The 25,357-nt window shown below is 44.3% G+C and carries 24 protein-coding genes; 8 read left to right on the forward strand and 16 right to left on the reverse strand.

Going from position 1 to position 25,357, the window contains the following annotated elements:
- Positions 1-10 precede the first annotated feature (10 nt).
- Together AC13DA_RS07390 and AC13DA_RS07395 are read left to right on the forward strand one after the other, a co-directional pair.
- Positions 11-1,021: an HlyD family secretion protein gene (locus AC13DA_RS07390; protein WP_284450740.1), complete on the forward strand. Its 1,011-nt coding sequence runs from the start codon at positions 11-13 to the stop codon at positions 1,019-1,021.
- Positions 1,014-2,540 (forward strand): DHA2 family efflux MFS transporter permease subunit, encoded by a 1,527-nt coding sequence (locus tag AC13DA_RS07395; protein ID WP_284450739.1) that lies wholly within the window; start codon positions 1,014-1,016, stop codon positions 2,538-2,540. Before AC13DA_RS07390 ends, AC13DA_RS07395 begins: the two co-directional genes overlap by 8 nt.
- An 86-nt stretch (positions 2,541-2,626) precedes the next feature.
- On the opposite strand, the gene AC13DA_RS07400 is transcribed toward AC13DA_RS07395, so the two are convergent.
- Positions 2,627-4,036, reverse strand: a complete 1,410-nt coding sequence (locus tag AC13DA_RS07400; RefSeq protein WP_284450738.1) for an NAD-dependent succinate-semialdehyde dehydrogenase — start codon at positions 4,034-4,036, stop codon at positions 2,627-2,629.
- 51 nt (positions 4,037-4,087) lie between these two features.
- A complete protein-coding gene (locus AC13DA_RS07405) occupies positions 4,088-5,176 on the reverse strand; it encodes an alkene reductase (RefSeq protein ID WP_284450737.1) in 1,089 nt (362 codons plus the stop codon).
- Between the two features lie 463 nt (positions 5,177-5,639).
- On the opposite strand from AC13DA_RS07405, the gene AC13DA_RS07410 reads away from it, so the two are divergent.
- Positions 5,640-6,104 carry a pyridoxamine 5'-phosphate oxidase family protein gene (locus tag AC13DA_RS07410; RefSeq protein WP_284450736.1) on the forward strand — a complete coding sequence of 155 codons (465 nt, stop codon included), beginning with the start codon at positions 5,640-5,642 and terminating at the stop codon, positions 6,102-6,104.
- 85 nt (positions 6,105-6,189) lie between these two features.
- Here AC13DA_RS07410 and AC13DA_RS07415 read toward each other — a convergent pair whose 3' ends face one another.
- Both AC13DA_RS07415 and AC13DA_RS07420 read right to left on the reverse strand, forming a co-directional pair.
- Entirely contained in the window at positions 6,190-6,687 is a 498-nt protein-coding gene (locus AC13DA_RS07415; RefSeq protein WP_284450735.1) for a hypothetical protein, read from the reverse strand.
- The gene (locus AC13DA_RS07420) at positions 6,687-7,055 is read right to left on the reverse strand and encodes a YidH family protein (RefSeq protein ID WP_284450734.1); all 369 of its coding nucleotides are present in this window, start codon (positions 7,053-7,055) and stop codon (positions 6,687-6,689) included. The genes AC13DA_RS07415 and AC13DA_RS07420 overlap by 1 nt, the downstream gene beginning before the upstream one ends.
- Before the next feature lie 278 nt (positions 7,056-7,333).
- On the opposite strand from AC13DA_RS07420, the gene AC13DA_RS07425 reads away from it, so the two are divergent.
- Both AC13DA_RS07425 and AC13DA_RS07430 read left to right on the forward strand, forming a co-directional pair.
- Positions 7,334-7,588, forward strand: a complete 255-nt coding sequence (locus AC13DA_RS07425) for a hypothetical protein (protein ID WP_284450733.1) — start codon at positions 7,334-7,336, stop codon at positions 7,586-7,588.
- Between the two features lie 252 nt (positions 7,589-7,840).
- A complete protein-coding gene (locus AC13DA_RS07430; protein WP_284450732.1) occupies positions 7,841-8,494 on the forward strand; it encodes a class I SAM-dependent methyltransferase in 654 nt (217 codons plus the stop codon).
- Between the two features lie 10 nt (positions 8,495-8,504).
- On the opposite strand, the gene AC13DA_RS07435 is transcribed toward AC13DA_RS07430, so the two are convergent.
- Positions 8,505-8,969 carry a hypothetical protein gene (locus AC13DA_RS07435; protein WP_284450731.1) on the reverse strand — a complete coding sequence of 155 codons (465 nt, stop codon included), beginning with the start codon at positions 8,967-8,969 and terminating at the stop codon, positions 8,505-8,507.
- A gap of 166 nt (positions 8,970-9,135) precedes the next feature.
- Positions 9,136-9,537, reverse strand: coding sequence for a lysozyme inhibitor LprI family protein (locus tag AC13DA_RS07440; protein ID WP_284450730.1), 402 nt, complete (start codon positions 9,535-9,537; stop codon positions 9,136-9,138).
- A gap of 442 nt (positions 9,538-9,979) precedes the next feature.
- On the opposite strand from AC13DA_RS07440, the gene AC13DA_RS07445 reads away from it, so the two are divergent.
- Both AC13DA_RS07445 and AC13DA_RS07450 read left to right on the forward strand, forming a co-directional pair.
- Positions 9,980-10,795, forward strand: a complete 816-nt coding sequence (locus AC13DA_RS07445; RefSeq protein WP_284450729.1) for a substrate-binding periplasmic protein — start codon at positions 9,980-9,982, stop codon at positions 10,793-10,795.
- A 31-nt stretch (positions 10,796-10,826) separates the two neighbouring features.
- Positions 10,827-12,194, forward strand: a complete 1,368-nt coding sequence (locus AC13DA_RS07450; protein WP_284450728.1) for a diguanylate cyclase — start codon at positions 10,827-10,829, stop codon at positions 12,192-12,194.
- A 135-nt stretch (positions 12,195-12,329) separates the two neighbouring features.
- Here the strand turns inward: AC13DA_RS07450 and AC13DA_RS07455 are convergent, their stop codons facing one another.
- From AC13DA_RS07455 to AC13DA_RS07475, 5 genes are all read right to left on the reverse strand, one after another.
- Positions 12,330-12,650, reverse strand: coding sequence for a hypothetical protein (locus AC13DA_RS07455; protein ID WP_284450727.1), 321 nt, complete (start codon positions 12,648-12,650; stop codon positions 12,330-12,332).
- Positions 12,651-12,702: 52 nt separating this feature from the next.
- A complete protein-coding gene (locus tag AC13DA_RS07460; RefSeq protein WP_284450726.1) occupies positions 12,703-13,098 on the reverse strand; it encodes a WapI family immunity protein in 396 nt (131 codons plus the stop codon).
- A gap of 188 nt (positions 13,099-13,286) precedes the next feature.
- Complete coding sequence (locus tag AC13DA_RS07465) at positions 13,287-13,784, reverse strand: hypothetical protein (protein ID WP_284450725.1); 498 nt, start codon at positions 13,782-13,784, stop codon at positions 13,287-13,289.
- A 247-nt stretch (positions 13,785-14,031) separates the two neighbouring features.
- Entirely contained in the window at positions 14,032-16,491 is a 2,460-nt protein-coding gene (locus AC13DA_RS07470) for an ABC transporter permease (protein ID WP_284450724.1), read from the reverse strand.
- Positions 16,491-17,171: an ABC transporter ATP-binding protein gene (locus AC13DA_RS07475; protein ID WP_284450723.1), complete on the reverse strand. Its 681-nt coding sequence runs from the start codon at positions 17,169-17,171 to the stop codon at positions 16,491-16,493. Before AC13DA_RS07475 ends, AC13DA_RS07470 begins: the two co-directional genes overlap by 1 nt.
- A 24-nt stretch (positions 17,172-17,195) precedes the next feature.
- Here AC13DA_RS07475 and AC13DA_RS07480 point away from each other — a divergent pair, with 24 nt between their 5' ends.
- Positions 17,196-17,819, forward strand: coding sequence for an arylesterase (locus AC13DA_RS07480; protein ID WP_284450722.1), 624 nt, complete (start codon positions 17,196-17,198; stop codon positions 17,817-17,819).
- Between the two features lie 415 nt (positions 17,820-18,234).
- On the opposite strand, the gene AC13DA_RS07485 is transcribed toward AC13DA_RS07480, so the two are convergent.
- The 5 genes from AC13DA_RS07485 to AC13DA_RS07505 all read right to left on the reverse strand — a co-directional run bounded on the left by AC13DA_RS07485 (position 18,235) and on the right by AC13DA_RS07505 (position 25,350).
- Positions 18,235-18,570, reverse strand: a complete 336-nt coding sequence (locus AC13DA_RS07485; protein ID WP_284450721.1) for a hypothetical protein — start codon at positions 18,568-18,570, stop codon at positions 18,235-18,237.
- Positions 18,571-18,616: 46 nt separating this feature from the next.
- Positions 18,617-21,325, reverse strand: a complete 2,709-nt coding sequence (locus tag AC13DA_RS07490) for a cation-transporting P-type ATPase (RefSeq protein WP_284450720.1) — start codon at positions 21,323-21,325, stop codon at positions 18,617-18,619.
- Positions 21,326-21,520: 195 nt separating this feature from the next.
- On the reverse strand, positions 21,521-22,063 hold the full coding sequence (locus AC13DA_RS07495) for a cytochrome b (protein WP_284450719.1): 543 nt from the start codon (positions 22,061-22,063) through the stop codon (positions 21,521-21,523).
- Positions 22,064-22,100: 37 nt separating this feature from the next.
- Entirely contained in the window at positions 22,101-22,652 is a 552-nt protein-coding gene (locus AC13DA_RS07500) for a hypothetical protein (RefSeq protein WP_284450718.1), read from the reverse strand.
- Between the two features lie 223 nt (positions 22,653-22,875).
- Positions 22,876-25,350: a putative bifunctional diguanylate cyclase/phosphodiesterase gene (locus AC13DA_RS07505; protein ID WP_284450717.1), complete on the reverse strand. Its 2,475-nt coding sequence runs from the start codon at positions 25,348-25,350 to the stop codon at positions 22,876-22,878.
- Positions 25,351-25,357: the final 7 nt, after the last annotated feature.

Consider the following 25,357-nt stretch of genomic DNA (forward strand, 5'->3'; position numbering starts at 1 on the left):
AGGACACCGCATGAAATGGGCTAAGTTAGGCTTACTGAGTATCTGCCTTATAGGGATTATTGTTGGACTTGGCCTGTGGTGGCAGCACCAAAAAACCTATCCTTCTACCGACGATGCCTATGTCGAAGCGAATATATTAACCGTATCATCACAAGAGTCTGGTCGGATAACTGAGCTTAATGCTACTGAAAATGCTTATGTTAAAGCCGGAGATGTGCTTCTTAAAATTGATGACAGTGATTTACAAAGTGCTGTTGATGAGGCCACCTCAGAGCTGGAAAAAACGATTCAAAAACACATGATGGCCGGTTCAGATGTCAGCGAAGCTATCGCCAATCTCAATGCTGTACAGGCCACATTACGCGATGCAGAACTCGAATTTGAACGTCAGCAGACCTTGTATGAACGCCGGATTATTTCTAAATCCACCTTAGATAAAACTCAAGCTAATCTCGATAAAATCAAAGCCGACAGAGACAGTGCCAGAGCAGCGTTAAATACTGCTCAGACTCAACTAGGTGGGAAAACCGATGAAGACCCGGCGGTGCGTGCTGCTCGTGCCACATTAAAACGTGCACAGATTGCACTCAGTCATGCCGTCATCTATGCCCCGGCTGACGGCTGGATTGCTAACCTGACTCTGCGCCCGGGAGATGTCATTACAGCAGGTCAGTCACTATTTTCCCTTGTTGAAAAAAATGATTGGTGGGTCACTGCCAATTTTAAAGAAACCGCCCTCTCTCGTATTCAGCCAGGTCAGCCCGCCAGCATTGAAGTTGATATGTACCCTGATCTGAAATTAAGCGGCAAAGTCGCCAGTTTGGGCATGGGCTCAGGGGCTATTTTTTCTTTGCTTCCTCCTGAAAATGCGACCGGTAACTGGGTGCATGTAACTCAGCGCTTTCCAGTACGGATTCATTTAGACTATCAGCCTTCGCCAGACCAGCAACAACGTTTGCGAGCCGGCGCCAGTGTCACGGCTACAGTGGATACCACGAATTTAGATACAGCCAATGACTGAGGCAGAAAAACAGCCTGTTCAATGGTTAATCGTATTTGCGGTGGTGCTCACAGCCGTACTTGAAGTATTGGATACCACCATCGTCAATGTGGCTTTACCTCACATCAAAGCCGCATTTGGTATTACCAGCGATCAAACGGTCTGGATTGTCACCAGTTACATTGTCGCTTCCATTGCTGTCATGCCTCTGACGGGCTTGCTCTCACGTAAATTTGGTCGCCGTCGTTTAATTATCACCGCCATTGTTGGCTTTGCATTTTTCTCAGCATTGGGAGGCATGGCTCAAAACTTCGAAATGCTGGTATTTTTTCGCTTAGGCCAGGGCTTTTTTGGGGCTTTTTTGATCCCGCTTTCTCAAGCAATTCTGTTTACCAGCTTTCCAAGAGAAAAGCGTGGACAAGCTATGGCCATTTTTGGGTTGGGGGTCATCGTAGCACCTGTACTCGGCCCCACCATTGGTGCGATTTTAACTGAGCACTTTTCTTGGCGTGCGGTGTTTTACGTCAATATGCCAATCGCCTTTATCGCTTTGCTAATGGTCAGTGGCGAACTTGAAAAAGAAGAGACGCAGCATGTCGATATCGACTGGGTGGGGCTATTACTCATGGTTACCGCTATTGGTGCGTTACAAATGACGCTGGATTTAGGGGAAAGTCATGACTGGTTTGATTCTCACCTGATTCAAATCACAGCGATCACCTCAGCCGTTACCGGACTTATTTTCTTCACTCGTGGCATAGGCCGTAAGCTCAATATCATCGACTTTTCCTTACTGAAGGACAGAAGCTTTGCGGCGGGTAATGTCGCCATTGTCGGCTTTGGTGTGTCGATGTTTGGCGCGATAGCTATTTTGCCGTTATTTGTACAAGGCTTGTTAGATTATCCGGTATTGGAATCAGGTGAGCTGTTTATTCCACGAGGCATCGCTGCTGGTTTTTCCATGGTGGTGACCGGCTCATTTCTGGTGAATCGCTTTGATCCACGCATGTTATTAGCCATTGGATTAATTCTCACAGGCAGTGGTAACTTCATGCTAGCCAATCTGAATCTGGAGGTCAGTTTCTGGCAACTATCATGGCCAGGAGTGGTATCAGGTTTAGGCATGGGACTGTTTTTTGTACCCATGTCGACACTGGCTTTCCAGAATATTTCTAGAGAAAAACAAGATGAAGCCTCCGGTATCTACAGTGTGATGCGGTCACTGGGCTCATCCGTCGGTATTGCCATTATTGGCTGGCAATTGGCGCGAAGAACGAATCTTCACTACGCCATTCTCACTGAACAAATTACGCCTTTCAATCCTGCGGTTAGCGCCTACTTAGCGCCTCTGGGGCTCTCCCCGATGTCTGGACAAGGGGCAAAAGTATTAGCCAATGAAGTGTTAGCTCAAGCGTCGATGTTAGCGTTTCAGGATGCATTTTTGTTGTCTGGACTTGCGGCCTTTGCGATGCTGCCGATGGTGTTATTAATTCAAAAACCACAGAAATCAGACATCAAAGCGCCTGCCAGCGTACATTAATCTCAGCACAAAAGTCTTGTTATAAAAAATCCCGGGCCAGCATGCTGACCCGGGATTCATTAAACCTGAGTAATAGCGAAAGTTATTTATGAAATGAATAAAGACTTGGCATTCACAAATTCTTTCATACCAAAGCCACCGTGCTCACGGCCATAGCCACTTTCTTTAACTCCACCGAAAGGCATATTGGCTTGAGGACCGGCGTAACCATTAATGTTAACCATGCCCGTGTCGAGTTCTTCCCGAGCAATTCGAGTAGCACGTTTCTCATCCTTAGAGAATATGCCACCGCCAAGACCATATCGATGCGAATTGGCAAGCTCAATGGCTTCAGCTTCATCCGCCACTTTGAATAATGAAGCCACCGGACCAAATAACTCGTCCTCATAAGCTGGCGTACCGGGCTGGATGTTTTCCAACACTGTGGCGGGGTAATAGGCCCCTTTCTGCTCTGGTATTTCACCACCACATAAACAGCTGGCCCCTTTCATTACAGATTCCTGAACCTGCTGATGCAGTTTGTCACGGAGATCGACACGAGCCAGAGGGCCCATATCATTCTGACTGTCGGTGGGATCACCGAAAGTCACCTGCTTCATCGCAGCAACATATTTATCTCTAAATTCATCATAGACAGGCGCTTCAATAATAAAACGTTTAGCCGCAATACAGGTTTGACCACTATTCATCACCCGCCCCTGCACACAGGTTTTCACCGCCAGATCGATATCGGCATCGCGAAGAACGAGATAGGCATCACTACCACCCAATTCGAGTACATTTTTCTTCAGATGTTCGGCTGAAATTTTAGCAATCAATCGACCAATGCTGGCACTACCGGTAAACGTCACCCCACGGATATGTTGGTGAGCAATCAGTTCATCCGCTGTTTCACCATCGACAAATAAACAGCTAAATACGCCTTTAGGCAAACCGGCTTCTTCATAAATCTTTTGAATAGCCTCTGCTGTTTCAAAGCAAGACTCATCATGCTTAAAGACCGTTGTGTTGCCTGACATAATCACAGCGATGCTGTAGCGGATGCATTGATAAAGTGGGAAATTCCAGGGCTGCATACCCAAAATCACACCTTCAGGCTGATAAGTAATAATGCCTTTTTTACCGCCTGAAATTTCACGCTCTTCATCGGCTAATGCATCAATGCCATGCTCAGCCGTATATTCACAAATAGCAGCACACTGCTCGGCTTCACCTTCACCTAAAGCTAAGGGTTTACCCATTTGTTTTGCCATCATTTGAGCTAAATTGGCTTTGTCTCGACGCAGTAATTCAGCAATTTTTTTGATGATGGTGGCACGTTCTTGCAGTGAGGTTTTTCTCCAACTTTGAAAAGCTTGGTGAGAATGTTCAATTAAGGCTTCTGCTTCCTGCTTTGTGTGCAGGTAGTAAGTTTTATACACCTCTTCTGTAGCGGGGTTATAGGTATCAATCGTCTGACGAGAAATAGTGGTAGTTTTCAATTCTGCTTGTGTCATGTTTTATCCTCTTTGATAGTAAGAAAAATAACGCTTTTTGCAGATTGAAAATTAACGAGCATCCTCCATGAAGGGATAATCGGTGTATCCCTCAGCGCCACCGCCATAAAAGGTATTTTGATCGGGTGTATTAAGTGCTGCACCGGCTTTGAGGCGTTCCATTAGATCCGGATTGGCAATGTATTGACGGCCAAAGGCTACCGCGTCAGCACGTTGGCTTTTCACTGCATCGTGTGCTGTCAGAAGATTGTAGTCGCCATTGGCAATGTAAAATCCCTGCCATTGCTGGATAAGTTGCTCAACGATGTGTAGATCTTTATTGCTGACATCAATGCCTGGAAAGCGTTCAACGATATGAACATAGGCCAGTTTGTGTTGGTTGAGGTGATTGATAAGTGCGGAGTAGGTTGTCAGCGGATCGCTATCACTAACATCATTAAAGGTACCGGTTGGAGATAGTCGTATGCCTACCCGGCCAGCGTCCATCACCTCAAGCACGGCTTCGACCACTTCATTCACCAGGCGGATACGATTTTCAACTGAACCACCGTAATTATCAGTGCGATGATTACTGCCATCACAAATGAACTGGTTTAATAAATAACCATTGGCAGAGTGAATTTCGACACCATCAAAACCGGCTTTGTCGGCATTACGTGCAGCTGTTTTGTATTCTTCAATCAGATTGTTAATGTCATCTTTTGTCATCGCGCGTGGCTCTGACACATCGACCATTTGGCCGTCTACAAAGGTTTGTGCTTCAGCACGAATCGCTGAAGGAGCAAGCGGCTTCTCACCTTCTGGCAGAACAGAGTGATAACTGATTCGACCAACATGCCAGAGTTGCAGGAAAATCTTTCCACCTTTGCTATGCACTGCATCGGTGATTTCTTTCCATTTCGCCACTTGTTCATCAGAGTAAATACCAGGGGTTTTGATATAACCTTTGCCCATTTTGCTGATCTGAGTACCTTCAGCAATAATAAGACCGGCACTGGCACGTTGTGAGTAGTATTCGATGGCGAGATCGGTGGGCACATCCGTATCATCGTGAGCTCGGTTTCGTGTGAGTGGTGCCATAAAAATACGATTTTTGAGTTCCACTGAGCCCATCTTCACAGGGCTGAATAAATCATTCATACACTTCCTCCTTTGTTGTCCAGATAACTGGTTTGATGCACATACCAGTAAATAGTTCGTTGGCTAACTATAAGGTGTATTCCGTCTTTTCTCTGTGAAGAGACATACCTATGCGGCTTGTTAAGCTCTTTTATCTTTAATGTCAGCTAGATATAACTATTCATTGACTTCAAGTTAGACGAAGTCAATGCAAGCTATGCCGTTATTTTTTACAAACCTTTACAAAGATCGAGGCGCCCAGCTGCACGCGGCTAACGCCTAACTCTGAGCTGATCTATCTCTATCTCATGTTGAATTCAGAAACAAAGCCGCTTTACTGAAGTCGCTATTTCATAAGGGAATGACTTTTTAAGCTAAGAATTCAAATAACGCCAATCACATAAATAGTCATTTCACACGACAAAGACACGTGCTTTGTTAGCTTTATCCATATTTGAATTTATAACTGTCAAGGAGATAACAGATGAGTAACGATATTCGAAAAACCATGTGGGAAGCGATGAGTGACAGCCCATTTCTAATGATTGGGCTGGATAACACGCTCCAGCATAGTGAGCCCATGACAGCACAGTTAGATGAAAACGCTGATAGTGAATTCTGGTTTTACACTACAAAAACCAACCGTATAGCGAAAGGCGGCCCGGCCAAAGCCAATTTTGTCAGTAAAGATCATAAAGTCTTTGCTTCTATTCGAGGCACATTAAAACCAGAAACGGATGAGGCTGTGATCGATAAATACTGGTCAAAAATGGCGGCATCCTGGTATGAACAAGGTCGTGAAGATCCTTCATTACTAATGATGCGTTTTGAGCTGGATGATGCGGAGGTATGGATCTCCGATCCGAGTATTAAAGGTTTATTTAAACTGTTCACCGATGGCAAAGTTGAGCCGGAGATGATGGGTGAACACAAAAAGCTTGGCCTATAAAGTCGGCACTGTGCCGTTGAAAATATGCAAAACCAGCCCTGTTCATACCTCTGAGCAGGGCTTTTTTATTGACCCCAATTATTGCCTAGTCGAAATAAACAAAAGGTTCTTGTTCATGTGCAGGTAAGTCATGAATATAGTGTTTATCTGCATAATCCGTACATTTGAGATCAGCCAGCACCTGTTTATCTTTCACGACATAAATCCCGGCAAATTCACGTTTTTCTCTGACACCGGCCTCTACATCAATCCATTCTCCATTGCTGATGCCGGAATAAACGATATAGTCATAACGCCCGTTTGAGAACCGCAGGCGTCCTTCTCCACCGCCACTGTATGCTGTCGAACTGAATTGCACAGGAGCGTGGAGTTCCAGCTCAATCTGTTCCGGTTTACCAAAGCGATAGATTAACGTGTCCTGTGCACTGACACAGACTGACACTGCTTTAGACTGGATATGACAACTAAAGGAAATCGTTTCCTGTTTGTGACATACATTTTCAGCGTAAAGACTGCTTGATAAAAACAGCAGTGATAAAACCCCAAGAAGTTTACTCTGCCCGTAAAGTCTAAGATGTTTCATCAGCTCGCTACATTAAACAATGATACTGCCAAGGCCAGACTCAACACGGCCACAACCAGATTAGCCAGCACGCCCCAGCGCGCTTTATAACCTTTCGGAATTTCAGCTTCGCTTAATTGCTTGAGTACCACGCCATACTGATAGGACGAGATAAGCGCACATACCGCACCAAGCAGGATAAAAGCGAGACCAAGTATAAAAGTTGAAGATGTTGTATGAGGTGCCTGATGCCCTTGCATGACTGCGATTAACAGACCGGCCCGCTCAACAACAAAGCCAAAGGCAATCATGGCAAGACTGGTGCGGTTCCAGGCTAATAATGTGCGTTCCGCAGCAAACAATACTCTCGGATCATCTAAATAAGACATATCAAATCGCTCTTCCACTCAAGATTTACAGTGAGGTTAAACCATAACGTCAAATGACCAAGATAACCACCAAGAAATTGAAAACATACCTCTACTTCACTTCAAACTGATTGCGGACAGTTTTTATGACTGCACGCTTAGCATCATCGCACATTGATAAAAACCTATTTTCACAAAACTATCGGTTGTAAAAATAGGTAAAACAACCAGGCATCGACTTGACTCAAACAGGCTATCGCGTTTCACTGAAAGTCCAGCCAATTAAATAGGAGGTTGAAATGATTTCAACTGAAATTAAGGAAGCTCGGTCAATTCAAGATGTTGTTCAATTAATCGATCATGGTGGAACAAACAGTGACTCGCCAGAAGAAGTCGCGGGCACGTATGCGTATCTGGCGGTGATAGATTCAGACCACGTCAACAAAGAACATGCTAAATCCCAATTAGATGAACTTATCGAAGCAGGCGCGAAATTTGATTATGACCTTGCTTTGGAATATGCAGAATCGCATCTTATCGAATCACAACATTAATACTTAAAAACAAGCCCTATGCACGTCTGTGAAAAGTGTCATAGGGCTTTTTTTTACCTATACGGTTTGTATTTCTACTCTATGATTGATGTATCACAAGACCCCTGACAAAAAAACAAACATCATGACTACATCACTGAATTAAAATAAGAAACTTGCAGTTATCGATAATTACTATATTCTGGCTAACTCTCGTTTTGTCATTTATCCCATATAACTGGCTCAGCTCCCATTGCTTTATCAGGATAAATGATGACCAAGCCCGTTCGTGTTCGTTACCAGACAATTGAAGTCGGTGACATGGATATTCACCTTTGTACTCTTCGTGACAAACAGCAATTTAGTGATCCCGAGGGTGAAGCGGATGATATGGGTATCTCTTCAGCTACCTGGCCCCTGTTTGGTGTTGTCTGGCCTTCCAGCATTGTGCTCGCCAATCATATGTTGGATTACGATATTAGGAATAAACGTATCCTTGAAATTGGCTGTGGCATGGCCTTATCCAGCTTATTACTCAATGAACGCATGGCCGATATCACCGCGACTGACTACCACCCTGAAGTGAATCATTTTCTTGATCGAAACACCGATCTCAACAGTGGGAAAAATATTGCTTTCGAACAAGTGGACTGGGCCAATGATGAAAGTGATTTAGGCAAGTTTGATTTAATTATCGGTAGTGATCTGCTTTATGAAGATGAGCACGTCCTGTTGCTGGCCAACTTCATCAATAACCATGCGAATCAGCACTGTGACATTATTCTGGTCGATCCCGACAGGGGCCGAAAAAACAAACTGGATCGGGAAATGATCGCATTTGGCTTTACCAGTAGTTACATAAAACCTGAACACACCGACTACTTAAAAGAGAGCTATAAAGGTTCTATCCTAAGATTCTCACGCTAAAACTATCTTTTTATTGCGGCGTAATACCGGCTACTTTCAACTTTCCTCGCCGCACTTTGGTCATCGCGATCGTCGACGAAATCAGTAATGGTGTCACCACCAAGAGAGTCGGTACGATGGCAATGCGTGTGAAGGCGATCATCATGATGGAACGTAATTGCGGATCTTTTTGAAACGATATCATCAGAGTACTGAGCAGCTCTATCGAAATCGAGATAGAGTAAGCAATTAAAACTATACGACATCGTTTCCAGACAATATGCCAGTGTGCATTGATTAGCGGGGTTTGATGTACATGTTTTGCCCGATACCAAATATAAAAAATCACTGATAATGAGCAAACGATGGCGATTGGTAACAGTAATATTTCCAACCCCATCAATAGAGAACCGATCGGCAATAACAGATTAAACACCAGCAGATTAAATACCAATAATTGGTGGGGGATTACAGCCCTGGCTTGCTCGTTAAGCATATCAACACCTCCATTGTATTCCGCACAAAACATAGACTTATTGCTGATGACCAACAGTGATAAGTGTAGCGCTATCAAATTAAAATTTGTTGACGATTACAAGCCAGTGAATTTCGCTAACCGCATTACATCATAAAAGCACTTCACTTCTTTTGCGGTCAATGCATTAAGGGTTGTCAACAAACCACTGTAAGTAGTTGGTACGTTGCTGCATTTTCTCCAGAAGACAAGCGGTATAGATGCTACCAAAGCCAGTACCCGTCCTGGACTCATAGGTTTCAAAATCACAGCTTGTCTGACGATATTGATGCCAGGCATCCTGTGCTTTAGCGAGATAGTCGGCCTGTGATGGATTATCCATCAGCTCGGATGCATCCTCTTTATAACGCGTTTCCAGTCTGTCATAGACATCACTCAACTTGGCTTCTGCTTGTTTAAGTTCTTGCTGCAAACAGTCGTACATGCTTTTTTCATCACTGGCAGATTGACATGGATGAGTCTCATATTCAGCATGGGCTATAGATGAAATCAGTCCCATCCCCATCATAACTAATATCGTCTTTCGCATCCTCTTCAATTCATTTTATCCTTATCAAACTAAACTGCTCGTAACAAATGCATCGGTGGCACACTCGACACTTTTCTACTGGCGAACAAAATATTTAGGGTCCGTGTAAAAATAGCTTACTCTCTGTTGCTAGGCCAGGTTGTCGTATGGCTACTATTAATATTTTATAACCTCACCCCAAATATCCTCTGTGCTTCACGTTGTGTTCGTCGCGCTTTTTTTTATTTGGAGAATATCCCAAGACAAGGCTACTTTTTAAGCTGATTAGCTTGTTAGGTTTGATTCAACAGAGCCTGATCATGCTGAGACTTGTTGGCATAAACCAGCATCTGCGTAGAATGACATACAATTGTTCACTGAATCACTGAAAGACTTACGATGAAACGGTACTATTGCAATGATCTAATATATTATTTGGCACTAATGGTACTGGAGTCATAATTTGCTGTTACAAAATCAACAAACAAACCAAGCTAAAAGGTCTCTGACCTTTAGTCTCTTAGTAGTCTGTTTTTTCACACTTTTCTCCGGTTCCGCTTTTTCAGATACGCTCAGAATCGCCACCGATGAATGGTGCCCTTACGACTGTGTCGCCAGTCAAAATCAAGGCAAAGTGGGTTACCTAGGTGATTTGCTGGTTGAAACCTTAGGAGCCAGAGGGCATACGGTAGAGTTTGTGGAAGTGTCTTACTCTCGTGGTCTGCAATTGGTCAGAGAAGGCAAGCTCGACGGTACAATGGCTTGCTTTCGTGAAGACGCGCCCGACTTTGTGTTTCCAGACTTTGCTCTAGGCAAAAGCAATAGCACATTCTTTAGTCATAAAGACTCAAACTGGCGCTACACTGGTAAAGAGTCCCTTGAACAGGCCAAGATGATTGGCATGATCAAAGGATACGACTACGTTGATCCAACAGTAATGGATTATTTCAATCAAAATCCAGACAACGTGATTGCGATTACTGGCGAGAAGCCTCTAGAAAGATTACTTGAAATGTTGATCAATGGACGCCTAACCGCTGTGATTGAAGACAAAAGCGTATTGGAATACAAAGCCCAGCAAATAGGTAAAGCCGACCAACTGAAGGTATCAGGCACCACCGATGTGGTAATCGATGTTTACAGCAGTTTTTCACCTAAAAATCCAAAATCCGCTGAGTACGCCAATATAATGTCAGAAGAAACGCTGAAAATGCGTGAAGACGGGCGTTTGGCAAAACTATTAGAACGTTATGGCATTCAAGATTGGCAAGTCCAGTAAACGTTGCCCCTAAACAGCGAAGGGCTTTCACATGCAATCCTTGTTAAACCACTACCGTCGCTCCATTGCCCTGCACCTGCTACTTGTGATCTTTGGTGTGTATTTTTTGGTAGCGGTACTGGTGACAGTAGTACAGCTTTACAAAGAGTACGACAACACCAAAAAAGAGTTTTATAACGAGATTCAAACCTTGCCCGCTACGTTCGGCAAGGGAATATCCGATTCGGTTTGGACCTATAATCAAGAACTGCTGCAATCCATTCTACAAGGTATGTACAACCTGCCCATCCTGGTCGGTATCAAAGTACAGTCACTGGATGACAAAATGGACTTTAAAATCGGTGCTGTGTTCAATGAGCAAAATCAGGTTGAGTACTACAACTCAAAGGGCCAACCGACGGAACAAGCACTCACGGGGCTAGGCTCAAATGCCCTTTTCGAACACGAGTTTCCGATCTCTTACCAAGGTCCTGCATTTGACCAGAATATTCCCTTAGGTACGGTGACTCTCTACTCAAATGACCAACTGGTTTTCGAACGATTGAAATATGGCTTCATTCTTATTTTGGTCAACTCCATTATCAAAACCTTTATGCTGTGGTTTATTATTTATTTCTTTATTAATAAATACCTTGGCAAGCCTCTAAAAGAGTTCACCTTCAAGATACACCAACAAGACTCTCAATCCCCTAAAACGATTGACCTAGACATTAATTGGACAGATAAAAACGAATTGATCATCTTAAAAGACAGTTACAATCAGATGATTGAGAGTGTGAATAAGCACCAGCGCGAACTGCTAGAACTCAACCAAGAGCTAGATGAGAAAATTAAATCTCGGACGCACGACCTCCAACTGGCCAAAGAAAAAGCAGAGCACTTAGCGTATAAAGATCCGCTGACTCACCTCTATAATCGCCGTGCATTTTTTGAGTATGGCCAGAAGTTAATCAATCAAACCGCACAGCACAGTGCATCCCTAAGTTTGATTATGATTGATATCGACTTCTTCAAAAAACTGAATGATCACTATAGCCATGCACTTGGCGATCAAGCGCTCATAGCGTTCGCCGATACCCTTACAAGTAACCTGCGTCAGAGCGATATCATAGGCCGCTTAGGTGGCGAAGAATTTGCCGTTTTTCTACCAAATACTGACGAAGCAAACGCCATCACAATTGCCGAAACGCTACGCGTATTAATCAGCCAAATCACACTGCCACATGAGCAATCTATCGTTCAGTTTACAGCGAGTTTAGGCATGGTTGAGGCGACTCAAACTACGCCAACGGTAGACTCAATATTGGCTCACGCAGACAAAGCGCTGTATTACTCTAAGCATAATGGACGCAATCGCGTGACGGCGTATTCAAAGATTGCAGAAACAACGCAACAATGATGAAAAAGGTGATATCAACGTCACTCAAGTATTTAGATGCAATGTAAAAATAGCTTACTCTCTGCTACCAGGCTACGGTGTCGTATGGCGACTCTTAATAGTTTTTAACCTGAGCCCAAATATCCTTATGATTATTCATGGCCCATCACCACGGCTGTGGTCCCAGAAAGTTAGTTTTACTCCATGGATCCAAGTACTAAGGATGATAAAACTATACTCTTCTCCTTCTCCATTGTAATAAAAGTCATAGCGGCATGAACCGTCACTACTTGTAGGGCCTTCAAGGTAAATAGTTGGCAATCCTTTTTGAACTAAGAACCTTTCTGATTCGCCTCTTGCCTGCTCAACAGTTAAGCCACAATCTCTATGGACTTCTTCACGGTAAAGTGCGTAGCCAACTAACGCGGCAAATACCAGAGGTGGAAGGGCAAGAGCTATTAATACTCTCTTAACCACTTAGTTTTTCCTAATACTCGTAACGGAAAAGTTGTCGCTGTGCTTGGCCTTGTTAGCGAGCATTTGGCAATGCCTGTTGTGCAGCCCTAGCCCAGGGCTGTAAGAATGTTTGATCTAACTGAAAATTGCCCGACAGCGTGGGACCAAGACCGGAACCCTCAGGGCTAAACCTATAGGTTCCCTCCAACGTTCCCCGGCTGCTCAGTCTGAACTGGAATTCAATGTTATCTTCCATATTGCTCCAAGAAGCTTCCACATCCTTTCCAATTGATGTCTCGAGATGCTTGAGTAACTCAACAAAGGCTTTCCATTCTTCTTCCTCGACCCCACATGTAAAACTGCCATCAAATGCTGCGGCTTTGACATGAACAGTAGTTCGCATCCAGCCCTCGCTATCTGGCTGGGAGAAATAGAATTCACATTCTAGCCCATGCGTGAAGATCTTCATTTTTGCTCGTTAAGCAAACCAAAGGGGTCTGACTCGATTGGTTCATGTTGAGGATGGTCGGGAATAACAAAGCGGGGTAAGCGAGCCATTGTTCAATCCTTGAATAATGAGAATAGTTTGAGTCTAAATAACTTTATTAACTACATCAATCATACCAATCGAGTCTGACCCCATTGGTCGCTTTCTTGTTAAGCATTTTCCAACAACGCACTGGCATTTGCAGCCAATATAGACTTCATTGATGTCACAGTATTATTCGTTGCCTTTGATAGTTCATGAGCCATTACTGCTGATTCGGTTAAAAATTCTTTTGTTTTATCAACTTCCATTATATGTTTACAAACGTGCTCAATTAGAAATTTGGTTTGTTTTTTTATATATTCGTGATCTTTTTTTAATTCAGGTACATAAAACTCGATTAGCATTGTGATTTGTTCCAAAGGCATTTGACTTTTTATTGCCTTCGGATCAAATTTAGAATTAGTAGAAGCTTCAGTTACTATTTGCATGACCATTTCATTTACATGTCCCTGTAATTTCCCGAGCAAACTATGAAGTTCTTCGTATTTTGATAACAGTAGTTCCCGCTTTTCTTTACTTAAATCATGTTTACGCTGTTCACTACCTATGAACCAAGTAATTAAACCACCCAAAATTACACCGAGTATTGTTCCAACAACTTCCATTTCTCAATTCTCTTTCTTGATGCTTAACAGTATGTTTTATAAGGCCGATAGCCTCATAATAAATATTAAACAGGCGGCCTTATAATTCATTTTCAATGACTTTAACATATTGATTATTAATGGAAGTAATTTCTTATCCATGGAATTATTAGGCCAAAGTCTTGAACTGCTGACGAAAAATAGTGCCCGTCCTTTAGTATCTTCAGATACTGGTTTATACACATAAACTTGTTAGTTTAGTTCTTAATTACACTTCCCGTAACAAATGCATCGGTGGCACACTCGACACCTTTCTGCTGGCAAACAAACCAATGGCTGAAATTACCACCACACCAATCAAAGGACCAAGACTCCATAACAAAGGGTGCCAGCTTGCTTCTGCTTTAAATAAAAATACCTGTAAACCATACAGGCAGGCTTCGGCACCGGCGGCGGCAATCAGTCCTGAAAACAATCCCAGTGCACCAAACTCAACAAATAGTGCCTGCTGTACCAGGGCTTTCTTGGCACCAAGCACGCGTAATAATGCGCCCTCCTCCAAACGTTCTTCCAATGTCGAACGAACACTCGCTAATAACACAAGAGCACCGGCACTCAAGATGCAGAGAAGTACTAGTTGAATTGCCTGTGACAATTGTCCTATCACCGTTTGCACTTGTTTTAATAAATCACCGACATTTAACATCGACACGGTTGGAAACTGAGACATCGCCTTATAAAAAGGTTGGGCATTTTTCTGGCTAATAAACACACTACTCACAAAATTAGCGGGATAGTCTGCTATAGCATGCTTAGGCAATATCAGGTAAAAATTCGGCTGCATGGATCCCCAATCGACCTCGCGCACAGAAGTGATAGGTAAAGTAACCTCATTACCACCGATATTCAGGGTGAGCTCATCCCCCATTTTCAAATTCGCTTCCTGCATCACCCGTTGCTCAATAGATAAGCCATCGGCAGCAAAGTCACCTTCAATCAGCTTACTGCCTTTGCCTACTTCATCAGACCAGGTCAGGTTTAATTCACGTTCAAACAATTCCGGCTCAGGTTTATCTTCAGGATAAAGCGTCTGTACCGACGTGCCATTGATGGTGATGACTCGCCCGCGAACCATCGGGAACCAGTCAGATCGTTTTATCCCCAAATCATCCGTAACCTGATCTATCTGCTTAATCTGGTCTACCTGAACGTTAAACAGATAATGGTTTGGCGCATCAGCAGGTAATTGCTGTTGCCAGTCTGAAATCAGGTTTGATTTCACACCCACCAATATCAAGCCCAGCATAATAATCAGCGTGAAGACCAATAACTGAAATAAGTTGGGTAATAAGCGACGATACAAGGCGGCAAAGCCTATCTGCCAGCCACTCGTTGCCCCGGAGGTTAGCGAACGGCCTAAACTGAATACAGCATAACCCAGTAAAGCGACAACTATCCCAATCCCGACAATAGCTAACATCATGATGCTGGGCAGAATAAATCCCCCCGTGTATAGACACATCAGGCCATACATACCAATAAAGCCGATGCCATAAATGATGACGGTGTTTTGTTCTACTTTAAAACCCGGCTGCAACACTGACATCGGTGACACTTTGATCAGACGCTGCATCAGTGGCAAACAGAATGCCAGCATGGAAACCAACCCCGTCGCCACTCCCAGCCATAAGCGGCTGATGGAAGGCTCAGGCAATGCCGTTGACATCAATCCCGCCAGCAATGAGGAAATAATGAGTTGAAGTCCCCAGCCAATAGCGAGTCCAATCCCAGCCCCCAGTACAAATAAGACAATAAATTGAATTAAAAATACATGGATCAACTTTCTTGGCGTGGCACCTAGTGTTTTTAAGACAGCCACCTGCATTAAATGCCGTTTTACAAAACGTGATGAGGCCAGGGCCATCGCAATGCCAGACAGAATAACCGCTAGTGTCCCCGCTAATAAAAGGAATGATTGTGCTTTACTAATGGTGTCACCAATACGCTCGCCTTTCTGCGTTGGTGTCTGCCAGCGTTGGCCCTCATTAAGTTGGGGCGTTACCCAAGTTTCATAGTCATCCAATGCAGGTTTATCCCCCGCCAGCAATAGGCTGTAACGAACCCGACTGCCAGGGATAATCACCTTTGTTGCAGCCAGATCGGCCATATTAATCACTGCACGAGGTGACACAGCAAAAGCCGAACTGCTGGCATTAGGATCTCTGACCAGAAAGTGACTGACCGTTAAGGTTGTCTCACCCACTTCAACCTGATCACCAATAGTGACGCCCAATAAACTTGCCAAGCGTGAGGACAGCCATATTTTTCCCGGTTGCGGAGGTTTTGTGTAATCCGTGCCGGTACCAAATAAGGTATCGTCAACCAGATAGGCACCTCTTAACGGATAAAGATCCGTAACTGCACTGACCTGACTCAGTTGTAGATTGTCACCGGCAAATATCATCGTTCTGAATGAAGTCCGCTCAGCTTGTTTCAGCCCTAACTCATTTGCTTTAGTTTGCCAGTCTTGAGGAATCTCATCATCAGAACTAATCAGTCTGTCAGCGGCCATCAAACTGGCAGACTCGCTTTCAAATGATAGCTGCAAGCGGTCAATAAATAGCGTAATTGCTGTGACCGTACTCACTGCAATAATCAATGCAAAAATCAGGGTCAGAATATCGCCGCTACGCATATCGCGTAGTAATAATCGTAAGGCAAAACGCATCAGTTTTTTTCCACCAGCTGACCAGCAGACATGACTAATTGACGATCACACTTCTCTGCCAGATGGTTGTCGTGTGTGACCATCACCAGTGTGGTGCCTTGGGCTTTATTCAGCTCAAAAAGCTGTTCGATGATGATGCGTCCATTGCCTTCATCCAGATTACCAGTAGGTTCATCAGCAAACAGAATCTTCGGACTGGAAGCAAACGCTCTGGCAATGGCGACACGTTGTTGCTCACCACCCGATAACTGATTTGGATAATGCGTTAAGCGATGCGAAAGCCCCACCTTGTCCAACAAGGCTTCTGCCTTTTGTCGTGCGTCTTTATCACCTTTTAACTCCGCCGGTAACATCACGTTTTCAACCGCCTGCAAACTGGGTAACAAGTGAAACGATTGAAAGATAAACCCCACATATTGCCCGCGTAATAACGCCCGCTGTTCTTCATCCATTGTTGAGAAAGCATGGTCGTAGAGATAAATCTCACCAGAAGTATTCACATCCAATCCTGCCAGTAAGCCCAGTAAGGTCGACTTACCCGAACCAGACGCGCCGACAATAGCGACTGACTCCCCTTCATTAATGTTTAAACTAATCCCTCTCAGTATGGTCAAATCGCCTGTATTTGCTGATATGGTATGAGTTAAATTGCTTACTTTGATTGCAGTTTTGACTGCCATGTTTTTCCACTCTTGAAGGTTTTTATGTTTTTAAAAAGACAATATTGGTTTGTGTTACTCATCAGTTTATTCATGAGTAACCTTGCATCTGCATCAACACTGCTGGTTATGGGGGACAGCCTCAGCGCTGCCTACAATCTACGACCCGAATTAGGTTGGGTTAGTTTACTGGAAAATCAACTTTCAGAGTCTCATCCGGAAATCACCATCGTCAATGCCAGTGTCAGTGGTGAAACCACACAGGGTGGTTTGTCCCGCTTTAAACAACTGCTTTCTGAGCATAAACCCAGTTGGGTGATCATAGAACTAGGTGCCAATGATGCCTTGCGAGGCTATCCACTTACTCAAACCAAAAACAATCTTGAATCCATGATTGAACAAGCACATCAGGCTGACGCCAAAGTGCTATTGCTGGGCAACCAGATTCCACAGAATTACGGCAAACGTTATACCGAAATGTTTTTTAATTTATACAAAGAGTTGGCCGAGGAATATGAGCTGGCGTATGTGCCCTTTATGCTCAAAGGTGTCGCACTCAATAAAGCGTTGATGCAAGCCGATGGCCTACATCCAAACAAAGAGGGACAACCGGTTGTGTTACAGAATATTAAGCCGGTGTTGTTGCCACTTTTGGAAGAATCTAAATAAAAATAGTGTTATCACCGACGGTTGTCATAAGTGATGGCAGAAAAAAGGCTACTCAATTTATGAGTAGCCTTTTTTGATTAATGTCCAAAAACATTCTTGTCCGTTTGCTTGGCTTTTTTTGCTGCTTTCTTTTCTTTCGGTGTTAGCAACGGTGCCTTTTTCTTGTCCTTTTTAGTGTCCTGACCTTTACTCATGATATTTCCCTTTGGGTGAATGCATTAACCTCAACGGCTTGTTGGCTGATTTGAGGGCATGTTCTAGGTAGAAACATCAATGCCAATCAATGTTGGTACATAGACGCCCAGTATGGGCTCAATTATCAATAAGCGATAGTTTATTTACTGATTTCCCATCTCTTTATGGCATATCACATCACCAAGACTAAACCCGACTTATACCTTATTTGGGGTAAATGCTAATCGCCCTGACGGTACCATGATTCGAATGGGATGTTGTGCGCTTCCATAAACGGCATCAGACCAGCCGCTTTTTCACCACTAAAATGGCTTTCGAGTAATGTGATTATATGGCCGCCACCAAGTGCTTGTTGTAAGCTCGAAATATGCTCTGCTTTTACCGTCCAATACCACTCATATTCAGACGAACCTAACACCTTTTCAACACCTGGCCCTATGTCTTGACCATTAAAAACCAGATCGCCATTAGGCTGAATTTCTGCACCGAGAAATCGAAGGCCGTTCTTATCACGCTCATTTCTAAGCTCGATTTTCTTCTTCCATCGTTCAAACATTTATCATCCCAACGTCCATTTTAATGAATGATGAAGGTAAATTCTTTTATGCTCTGACCCGTCCCACAAGAAGCCGCAGTTGTTTTTCCACTTCAATCACAACAAATAGCATCGCTCCGATAGCAACCACCAGAATGCCATCCCAGAAAGCAATACTTTCAGTACCAAAAATAGCCTGAAGCCACGGCAGGTAAGTAATGGCAAACTGTGCACAGCTAATCACGAAAACGACACGCCAGATAACTTTTGTGCCACAGATCGCTTTCCAGGTGAGCGATGTGCCATGAATATTACGAATAAAAAATAAGTGGAAAATTTCCATCACCACCAGCGTATTGACGGCCAATGTACGGGCAAGTTCAACCGAGTAGCCCTGATTAATAGCATAGTGATAAATACCGTATACACCAGATAAAAAAAGCATAGAGACCAAGACAATATGCCACATTAGTTCGACGCTTAATAAAGACTCATTACGTGAACGTGGCGGCCGGCGCATGGTATTTTCTTCTGTCGGTTCAAAAGCCAGTGCAATCCCCAAAGTTACTGCTGTTATGAGGTTAACCCAAAGAATCTGAACCGGCGTAATAGGTAATGTCATACCAAACAGCAGAGCCACAATGATTGTCATGGCTTCGCCCGCATTGGTCGGTAAGGTCCAGCTAATAATCTTTTTCAAATTGTCATAGACAGTGCGTCCTTCGCGGACGGCTGAGACAATCGTGGCAAAATTATCGTCTGCCAGTACCAGCTCGGCTGCTTCTTTTGCGGCTTCAGAACCTTTAAGGCCCATGGCAATACCGGCATCAGCACGTTTAAGAGCCGGTGCATCATTTACACCGTCCCCCGTCATCGCCACTGTCAGACCATGTGCCTGTATTGCCGTCACCAAGCGTAACTTATGCTCAGGGCTGGTTCTGGCGAAAATATCACATTCAAGCACCTGTGCTTTTAACTGTTGCTCATCCAAGCCGTCCAGCTCCTTGCCGGTCAACACATTTTGTGAATTCTTCAAGCCAATTTGTTTGGCAATAGCCGCGGCTGTTTCAGCATGATCGCCCGTGATCATTTTCACTCTGATACCAGCCTCATGACATTCAGCCACAGCCTTTATTGCTTCTGAGCGGGGAGGATCAATCAGACCAACTATACCCAACAAAATCAGCGAATGATGAAGGTCATCCTGTTCCAGCACAGTGTAATTCGCATCAACAGGCTTCATAGCAAAAGCTAAAAGACGCTGGCCTTTGGCCGCCATCGTCAACATTTTTTGCTGCCAATGTTCCCTGTCTAAAGCTTCGTTTTGTCCGCTAGCATTGCGCTGACTATCACACATTTCCAGAATGCGTTCTGGTGCACCTTTTACAAAAATACAGGCATGATGTTGGTGATCATGACTCAAGGTCGCCATATAACGGTGGCGGGCATCAAAGGGAATGGCATCAGTTCGTTTCCATAAAGCCAGCTCAGTTCGAGCCTCCACATTCATCTTGGCTGAAAAAGAGAGTAAAGCCCCTTCCATCGGGTCACCTTCGGTTCGCCATACACCTTCTCTTTCTATTAATGAAGCGTCATTACACAGTATTGCTGCTCGGGCCATTTCCTCTAAGACACTGTGCTCTGATGGCGAAATCTGCTGCTCGTTTAACTTCAACGCCCCTTTTGGTCTATAGCCTTCGCCTTCTATCGTAAACAGATGTTGCTGTGTCAGAACGGAGGCCACCATCATTTCATTACGTGTGAGTGTCCCGGTTTTATCAGAACAAATCACTGACACCGATCCTAATGTTTCAATCGCAGGTAAGCGACGAACGATGGCCTGACGTCTGGCCATGGCCTGCACACCAATGGCCAGTGTGATGGTGAGCACAGCGGGTAAACCTTCTGGGATAGCCGCTACAGACAAGCCCACGACAGACATAAACATCTCGGCAAAATCATGCTGAGCGGAGAAATAGCCAAACACCAGCAATATTGAAGCGAGCACTAAAATAACCAGTGTTAACCATTTAGCAAACACATTCATCTGTCTGATAAGTGGCGTCGTTAGCGTTTCCACCTCTGAAAGCAAACTACTGATACGGCCAATCTCAGTATTGCCACCCGTAGCCATAACAACGCCTTTTCCCTGCCCAGAGGACACCAGTGTCCCAGAAAATGCCATACACGTTCGGTCACCCAACGCCGCTTGCTCATCAATAGGGCTGGTCAGTTTCTCTACCGCCACCGATTCACCTGTCAAAATCGATTCTTGTATGGATAATCCATGTGCATCAAACAAGCGTAAATCAGCAGGCACTTTATCACCGGCTTCAATCAAGACAATATCACCCGGCACCAGCTCTTCGCCGTCAATACTGACTCGCTCAGCATCGCGTATGACATGAGCAATGGGTGCCAGCATCTGTTGAATCGCCCCCATGGCTGATTCTGCTTTACCCTCCTGAATAAAGCTAATAATGGCATTAGCCATCACAACCGCAAGGATCACGCCCGTATCAATCCAGTGCGCAAGGGCTGCCGTAACCACAGCAGATCCCAGCAAAACATAAATAAGGATGTTATGAAAATGACTCAGAAATCGGATAAACGCACTGCGTTTTTTTGCTTTGGGCAGGCTATTTTTCCCATAGCGTTTGAGACGCTCTTCAGCCTCTTGCTGCTTCAGTCCTGTCGCTGACGTATTGACTGTTTCAAATGAAGACTCGACACTAAAAGTATGCCATGCAGAAACGCTGTTTTTTGATGTCTTCATTCTCAACTGCCTCACATCTTCCATATCTCAGTGATCCGAGCGAATTGCTCCCTGACTTTGCTGACAACATAAATCAATTATGCCGAGCTACTGTAATGCAAATAATCATCATAGAGCTAGTATGACAAAAAGATGAAAAACAAAAAAAATGGGCCCCAAAGGACCCATTTTTAGCTCAATGTAATGATGATGGGATTACCAACGCATCATACGACGCACAATGCCATCATTACGGAAAGCATGATAAATAGCACCACTCACATGCACGGCAATAATGCCGAGTAGTGCCCATGCCGTCCACATATGTAACTCCCCCCAGAACTCATTCAGCTCTTCACTGGGCGCTGCAATACGTGGAAACTCAATCGTCCACCAGAATACGGTATCCCAACGTGTATGGGCGGATGACATATAACCGGTAATACATACGGCTAACACCAAACCATAGACTGCGACATGGGCCGCCACCGCTAACCAGTGCATCCATGGCGCCATATCACTTGAATCTGGTGGCGCAGGCCGATGTCTGAGACGTACATAAAGCAGCATCAGAATGATTATCACTAGAGTGATGCCAATGTTTTTATGTAACTGGAAGGGAAATGCCCGAAATTGTAATTCGGGTGATGGCAAAGGTAAGCCCATCATCCACCAGCTTGAGATAAATAAAAAGAAAATTGAAACAGCCAGCAACCAATGCAGGATTACCGCCGTTCTACTAAAACCTTGTCTTTGCATAACAGCTTCCGTTTATGTTTCGTTGCAATTTAGAAAATTAGGCACTGGCTTCACTGTGTCTGCCAGCTAATGTACCCACGACTAACATCAAATGCAGAATGAACCAGAGTAAAATACTGCCCAGATAGATTTCTCGCAGGGTTGGGCCGGTATTTACCACGGCAGCAAACTGCAATAGATCAATGGCGGCAAGACCGCTAAATACGACAAAAGCGGCTTTTGATGCCCACGGCGTGTAATTCACCAATGCTCCGCCGATAATCACGGAGATAAACGCCAACACGGCCCCGATACCCGCCAAGGTCATTTGCACATTAGGGAACCAGTCAGGTGCAGCAAGCGCTACGCCTTTAACATGCTCAATCAGGTATTCACATTCAGCTACTGTGATCCCCTCCTCTTCCAGTTCTTCCTCCGGACAGTCAGCTGCCGGCATCACACCATCCGCTGGCATATTGCTGGTCACCACGGCTTGTTTCATCGCCTCATTACCCTGCACAGCCGTTAAAAAAACGCCCAGCATAATGGCGACAACACCGAGGATACTTGCCCAGTGCGGCAGTGAAGTCTTGTTGTTTTCATTAGACATGCAACACGTTTCCTCTTGTTATAGTCAATAAAACTTCTCTCTCTTAAATTGAAATAAAGACGAATCGTTTTACCTATTCAGCTTTTCTTTCAACAGATTATATGGTTAAAGTCAATAAAACCGCACCATCAGTCTAGTGACAGGAAGAAAACCCAATGGTTCAAGGGAAAAATAAGAAGGTAGCCAAGCCGGCATTAAACTTAAAGTGACGACTACGGCATTATTAAGCATTGAAATGTATGCGGGTGCTGGCTTGCTGTTTCATCAATTCAATTAGCTCTTCTGCAGGTACGGGTTTGCTGTATAAATACCCTTGCAACTCATCACAGTTATGTTGACGGAAAAAATCCGCTTGTTCACGGCTCTCAACTCCTTCAGCGATGATGCGAAGATTAAGTCGTCTGGCCAGCTCAATGATAGACAAGGTAATTTCCGCCGTACTTTTATGGCTTAAGTCCTGAGTAAAACACTTATCTATTTTCAAACAGTCCAACGGAAACAACTGCAAGTGCTTCAGTGAGGAATAACCGGTACCAAAATCATCAATCGCCAGGCTCATACCGTGTTTTTTAATATTCGTCATGGCCTCAACAGCGGTACTCATATTATTCATCAGCGTACTTTCCGTGACTTCCAACTCAAGTCTGGATGGTTCAATATCGGCATTTCGCAATGTCTCTGCAATTTCATCAGCAAGTGTCATATCCGAAAACTGCAGTGGCGATAAATTCACAGCAATTCTGATATGCTCCAAGCCTATCTCTTTCATTAACTTCAGATCTTCACAGGCTTTTCTGAGTACCCATTGGCCGATAGCATTAATCAATCCGGATTGCTCAGCAACGGGTATGAATGCTTCTGGGCCGACATCACCTAACTCCGGACTATGCCAGCGTAATAGTGCTTCAGCCCCAGCCAACCGACCGGTCAGTGCCTCAACTTGAGGCTGATAATAAATTTCAAATTCACCTCTCCCCAAAGCTCCACTCATTGCTCGCTCCAACTCAGCACGGGATTCGATCTCTTGCCCAATATCAGCAGTGTAAATGCAAATAGGCAGCGTCTTATCGAGGCGTGACTTAAACATCGCAGTGTGGGCTTTTCGGAGTAATTCTGTACTGTCACGACTGTCTGTTGGCCAGATGCTGAGACCGATATTGGGTGTTAGAACAATTTCTTCACCAAAGTCATCGATGGGTGTTTGCAAATGAAATAACAGCCTATTGGCTGTATATTGGATTGTGTCGATATCTTGCTGCTCGGTGAGCAAGACAGCAAAATCATCTTCATTTAAATGCGCAATAAACGCATCGTAGTCCGTGGCTAGCTTTAAGCGTTCAGAAATCGTTAACAACAGAGAATCACTAATCGAACGATCAATAACACTGATGGCTGAATCAGGTCGAGTCACATGAATAACAAACAAGGCTGCCAATGAACTGGGTTGGCTTAGATTTTTTAATTTATGCAACTGTTCCTGTAACACACCATGATTCGGCAAACCTGTGATGATATGTTGACGGGACTGTTTTTCTAGCTGAGACATGAGCTTTTTTGTAAAGCGATCGTTAAGCTGATACTGCCAGACAGTCCACAAAGGCCAGGATAATAGTGTCATCGTCAAAGCACTTGCCGGTGCAAACCAGAGTTTTGGCCATAGCAACAAGCCTAGAGAACAGCCTGTTATAAGAAGCAATGCCACAATCATAGTAATGAGTGAAAAACGCTGCGGCAGCCAAAACAATGTCGTGACACTGAACACAATCAAGATGACCGTTAATACCGACTGAATCGGCTGTGCTAACTCATACAACCATTTATCCTGAAGTAATGTATTCATTTCCTGAGAGATCACTTCCACACCGGGCATTCGTTGATGAGAACGATCCGCCGGAGTTGAAATCATGTCACCGATACCAGCTGAAGTGGCCCCGATTAATACATACTTGTTTTCTATAGCAGTAGCAGCAACCCGACCAGCAAGGACATCTACATAAGAAATTCGCTGTGCTTTATCTTCTGGCGATGTAAATGAGAGCATCACCTTATGACGACGAAGCCAGCCAGTTCCTGTCTGTTTATCGGCTTTGTCTGCATAGGATGGTGGCATTCTGATGGGCCTGTCACCCTCCACATTCAACATTGCCAGCGCCATACTCGGCCAATGTGGATCAGCAATACCGCCATACAAATAAAAATGACGATTCACCCCATCAATATCCAATTCCACATCAACATGCCCCAAAGCTTCAGCGGCTAAGGCCAGCACAGGAATAGGTAATCGTTCTATAATGATGGAATCCGGCGTTTCCTTAATAGGTGCAACTACCAGAACAGTGCGATTATTCTCCGTCATCGCCCTGGCAAGAGACTGATCAGCATCACTATTATTTTCTGGTTCAGAAAATAACAAATCTATACCAATGGCCCGTGGTGACAGAGCCAATAACTTATCAAGCAATTCAGCATGACGCTGTCGGGTCCATGGCCATCTGCCTAAGGCATGGATAGTCGCATCATCAATGGCAATGATGACAATATCATCACTCATTGCCGGGGCCTGCAACGGCAGCATCAGGTCATAAATAAGTAAATCTAAACGCTGCAGTGATTTATTCGCAGAAAGAAAAAAACCAGCTAAAGCCAAACAGATAACTAAAAAAAAGCCAACAATCCAACTACGCTGATAGTCAGACATGCTCACG

Source organism: Methylophaga sp. F-2, assembly GCF_056859315.1.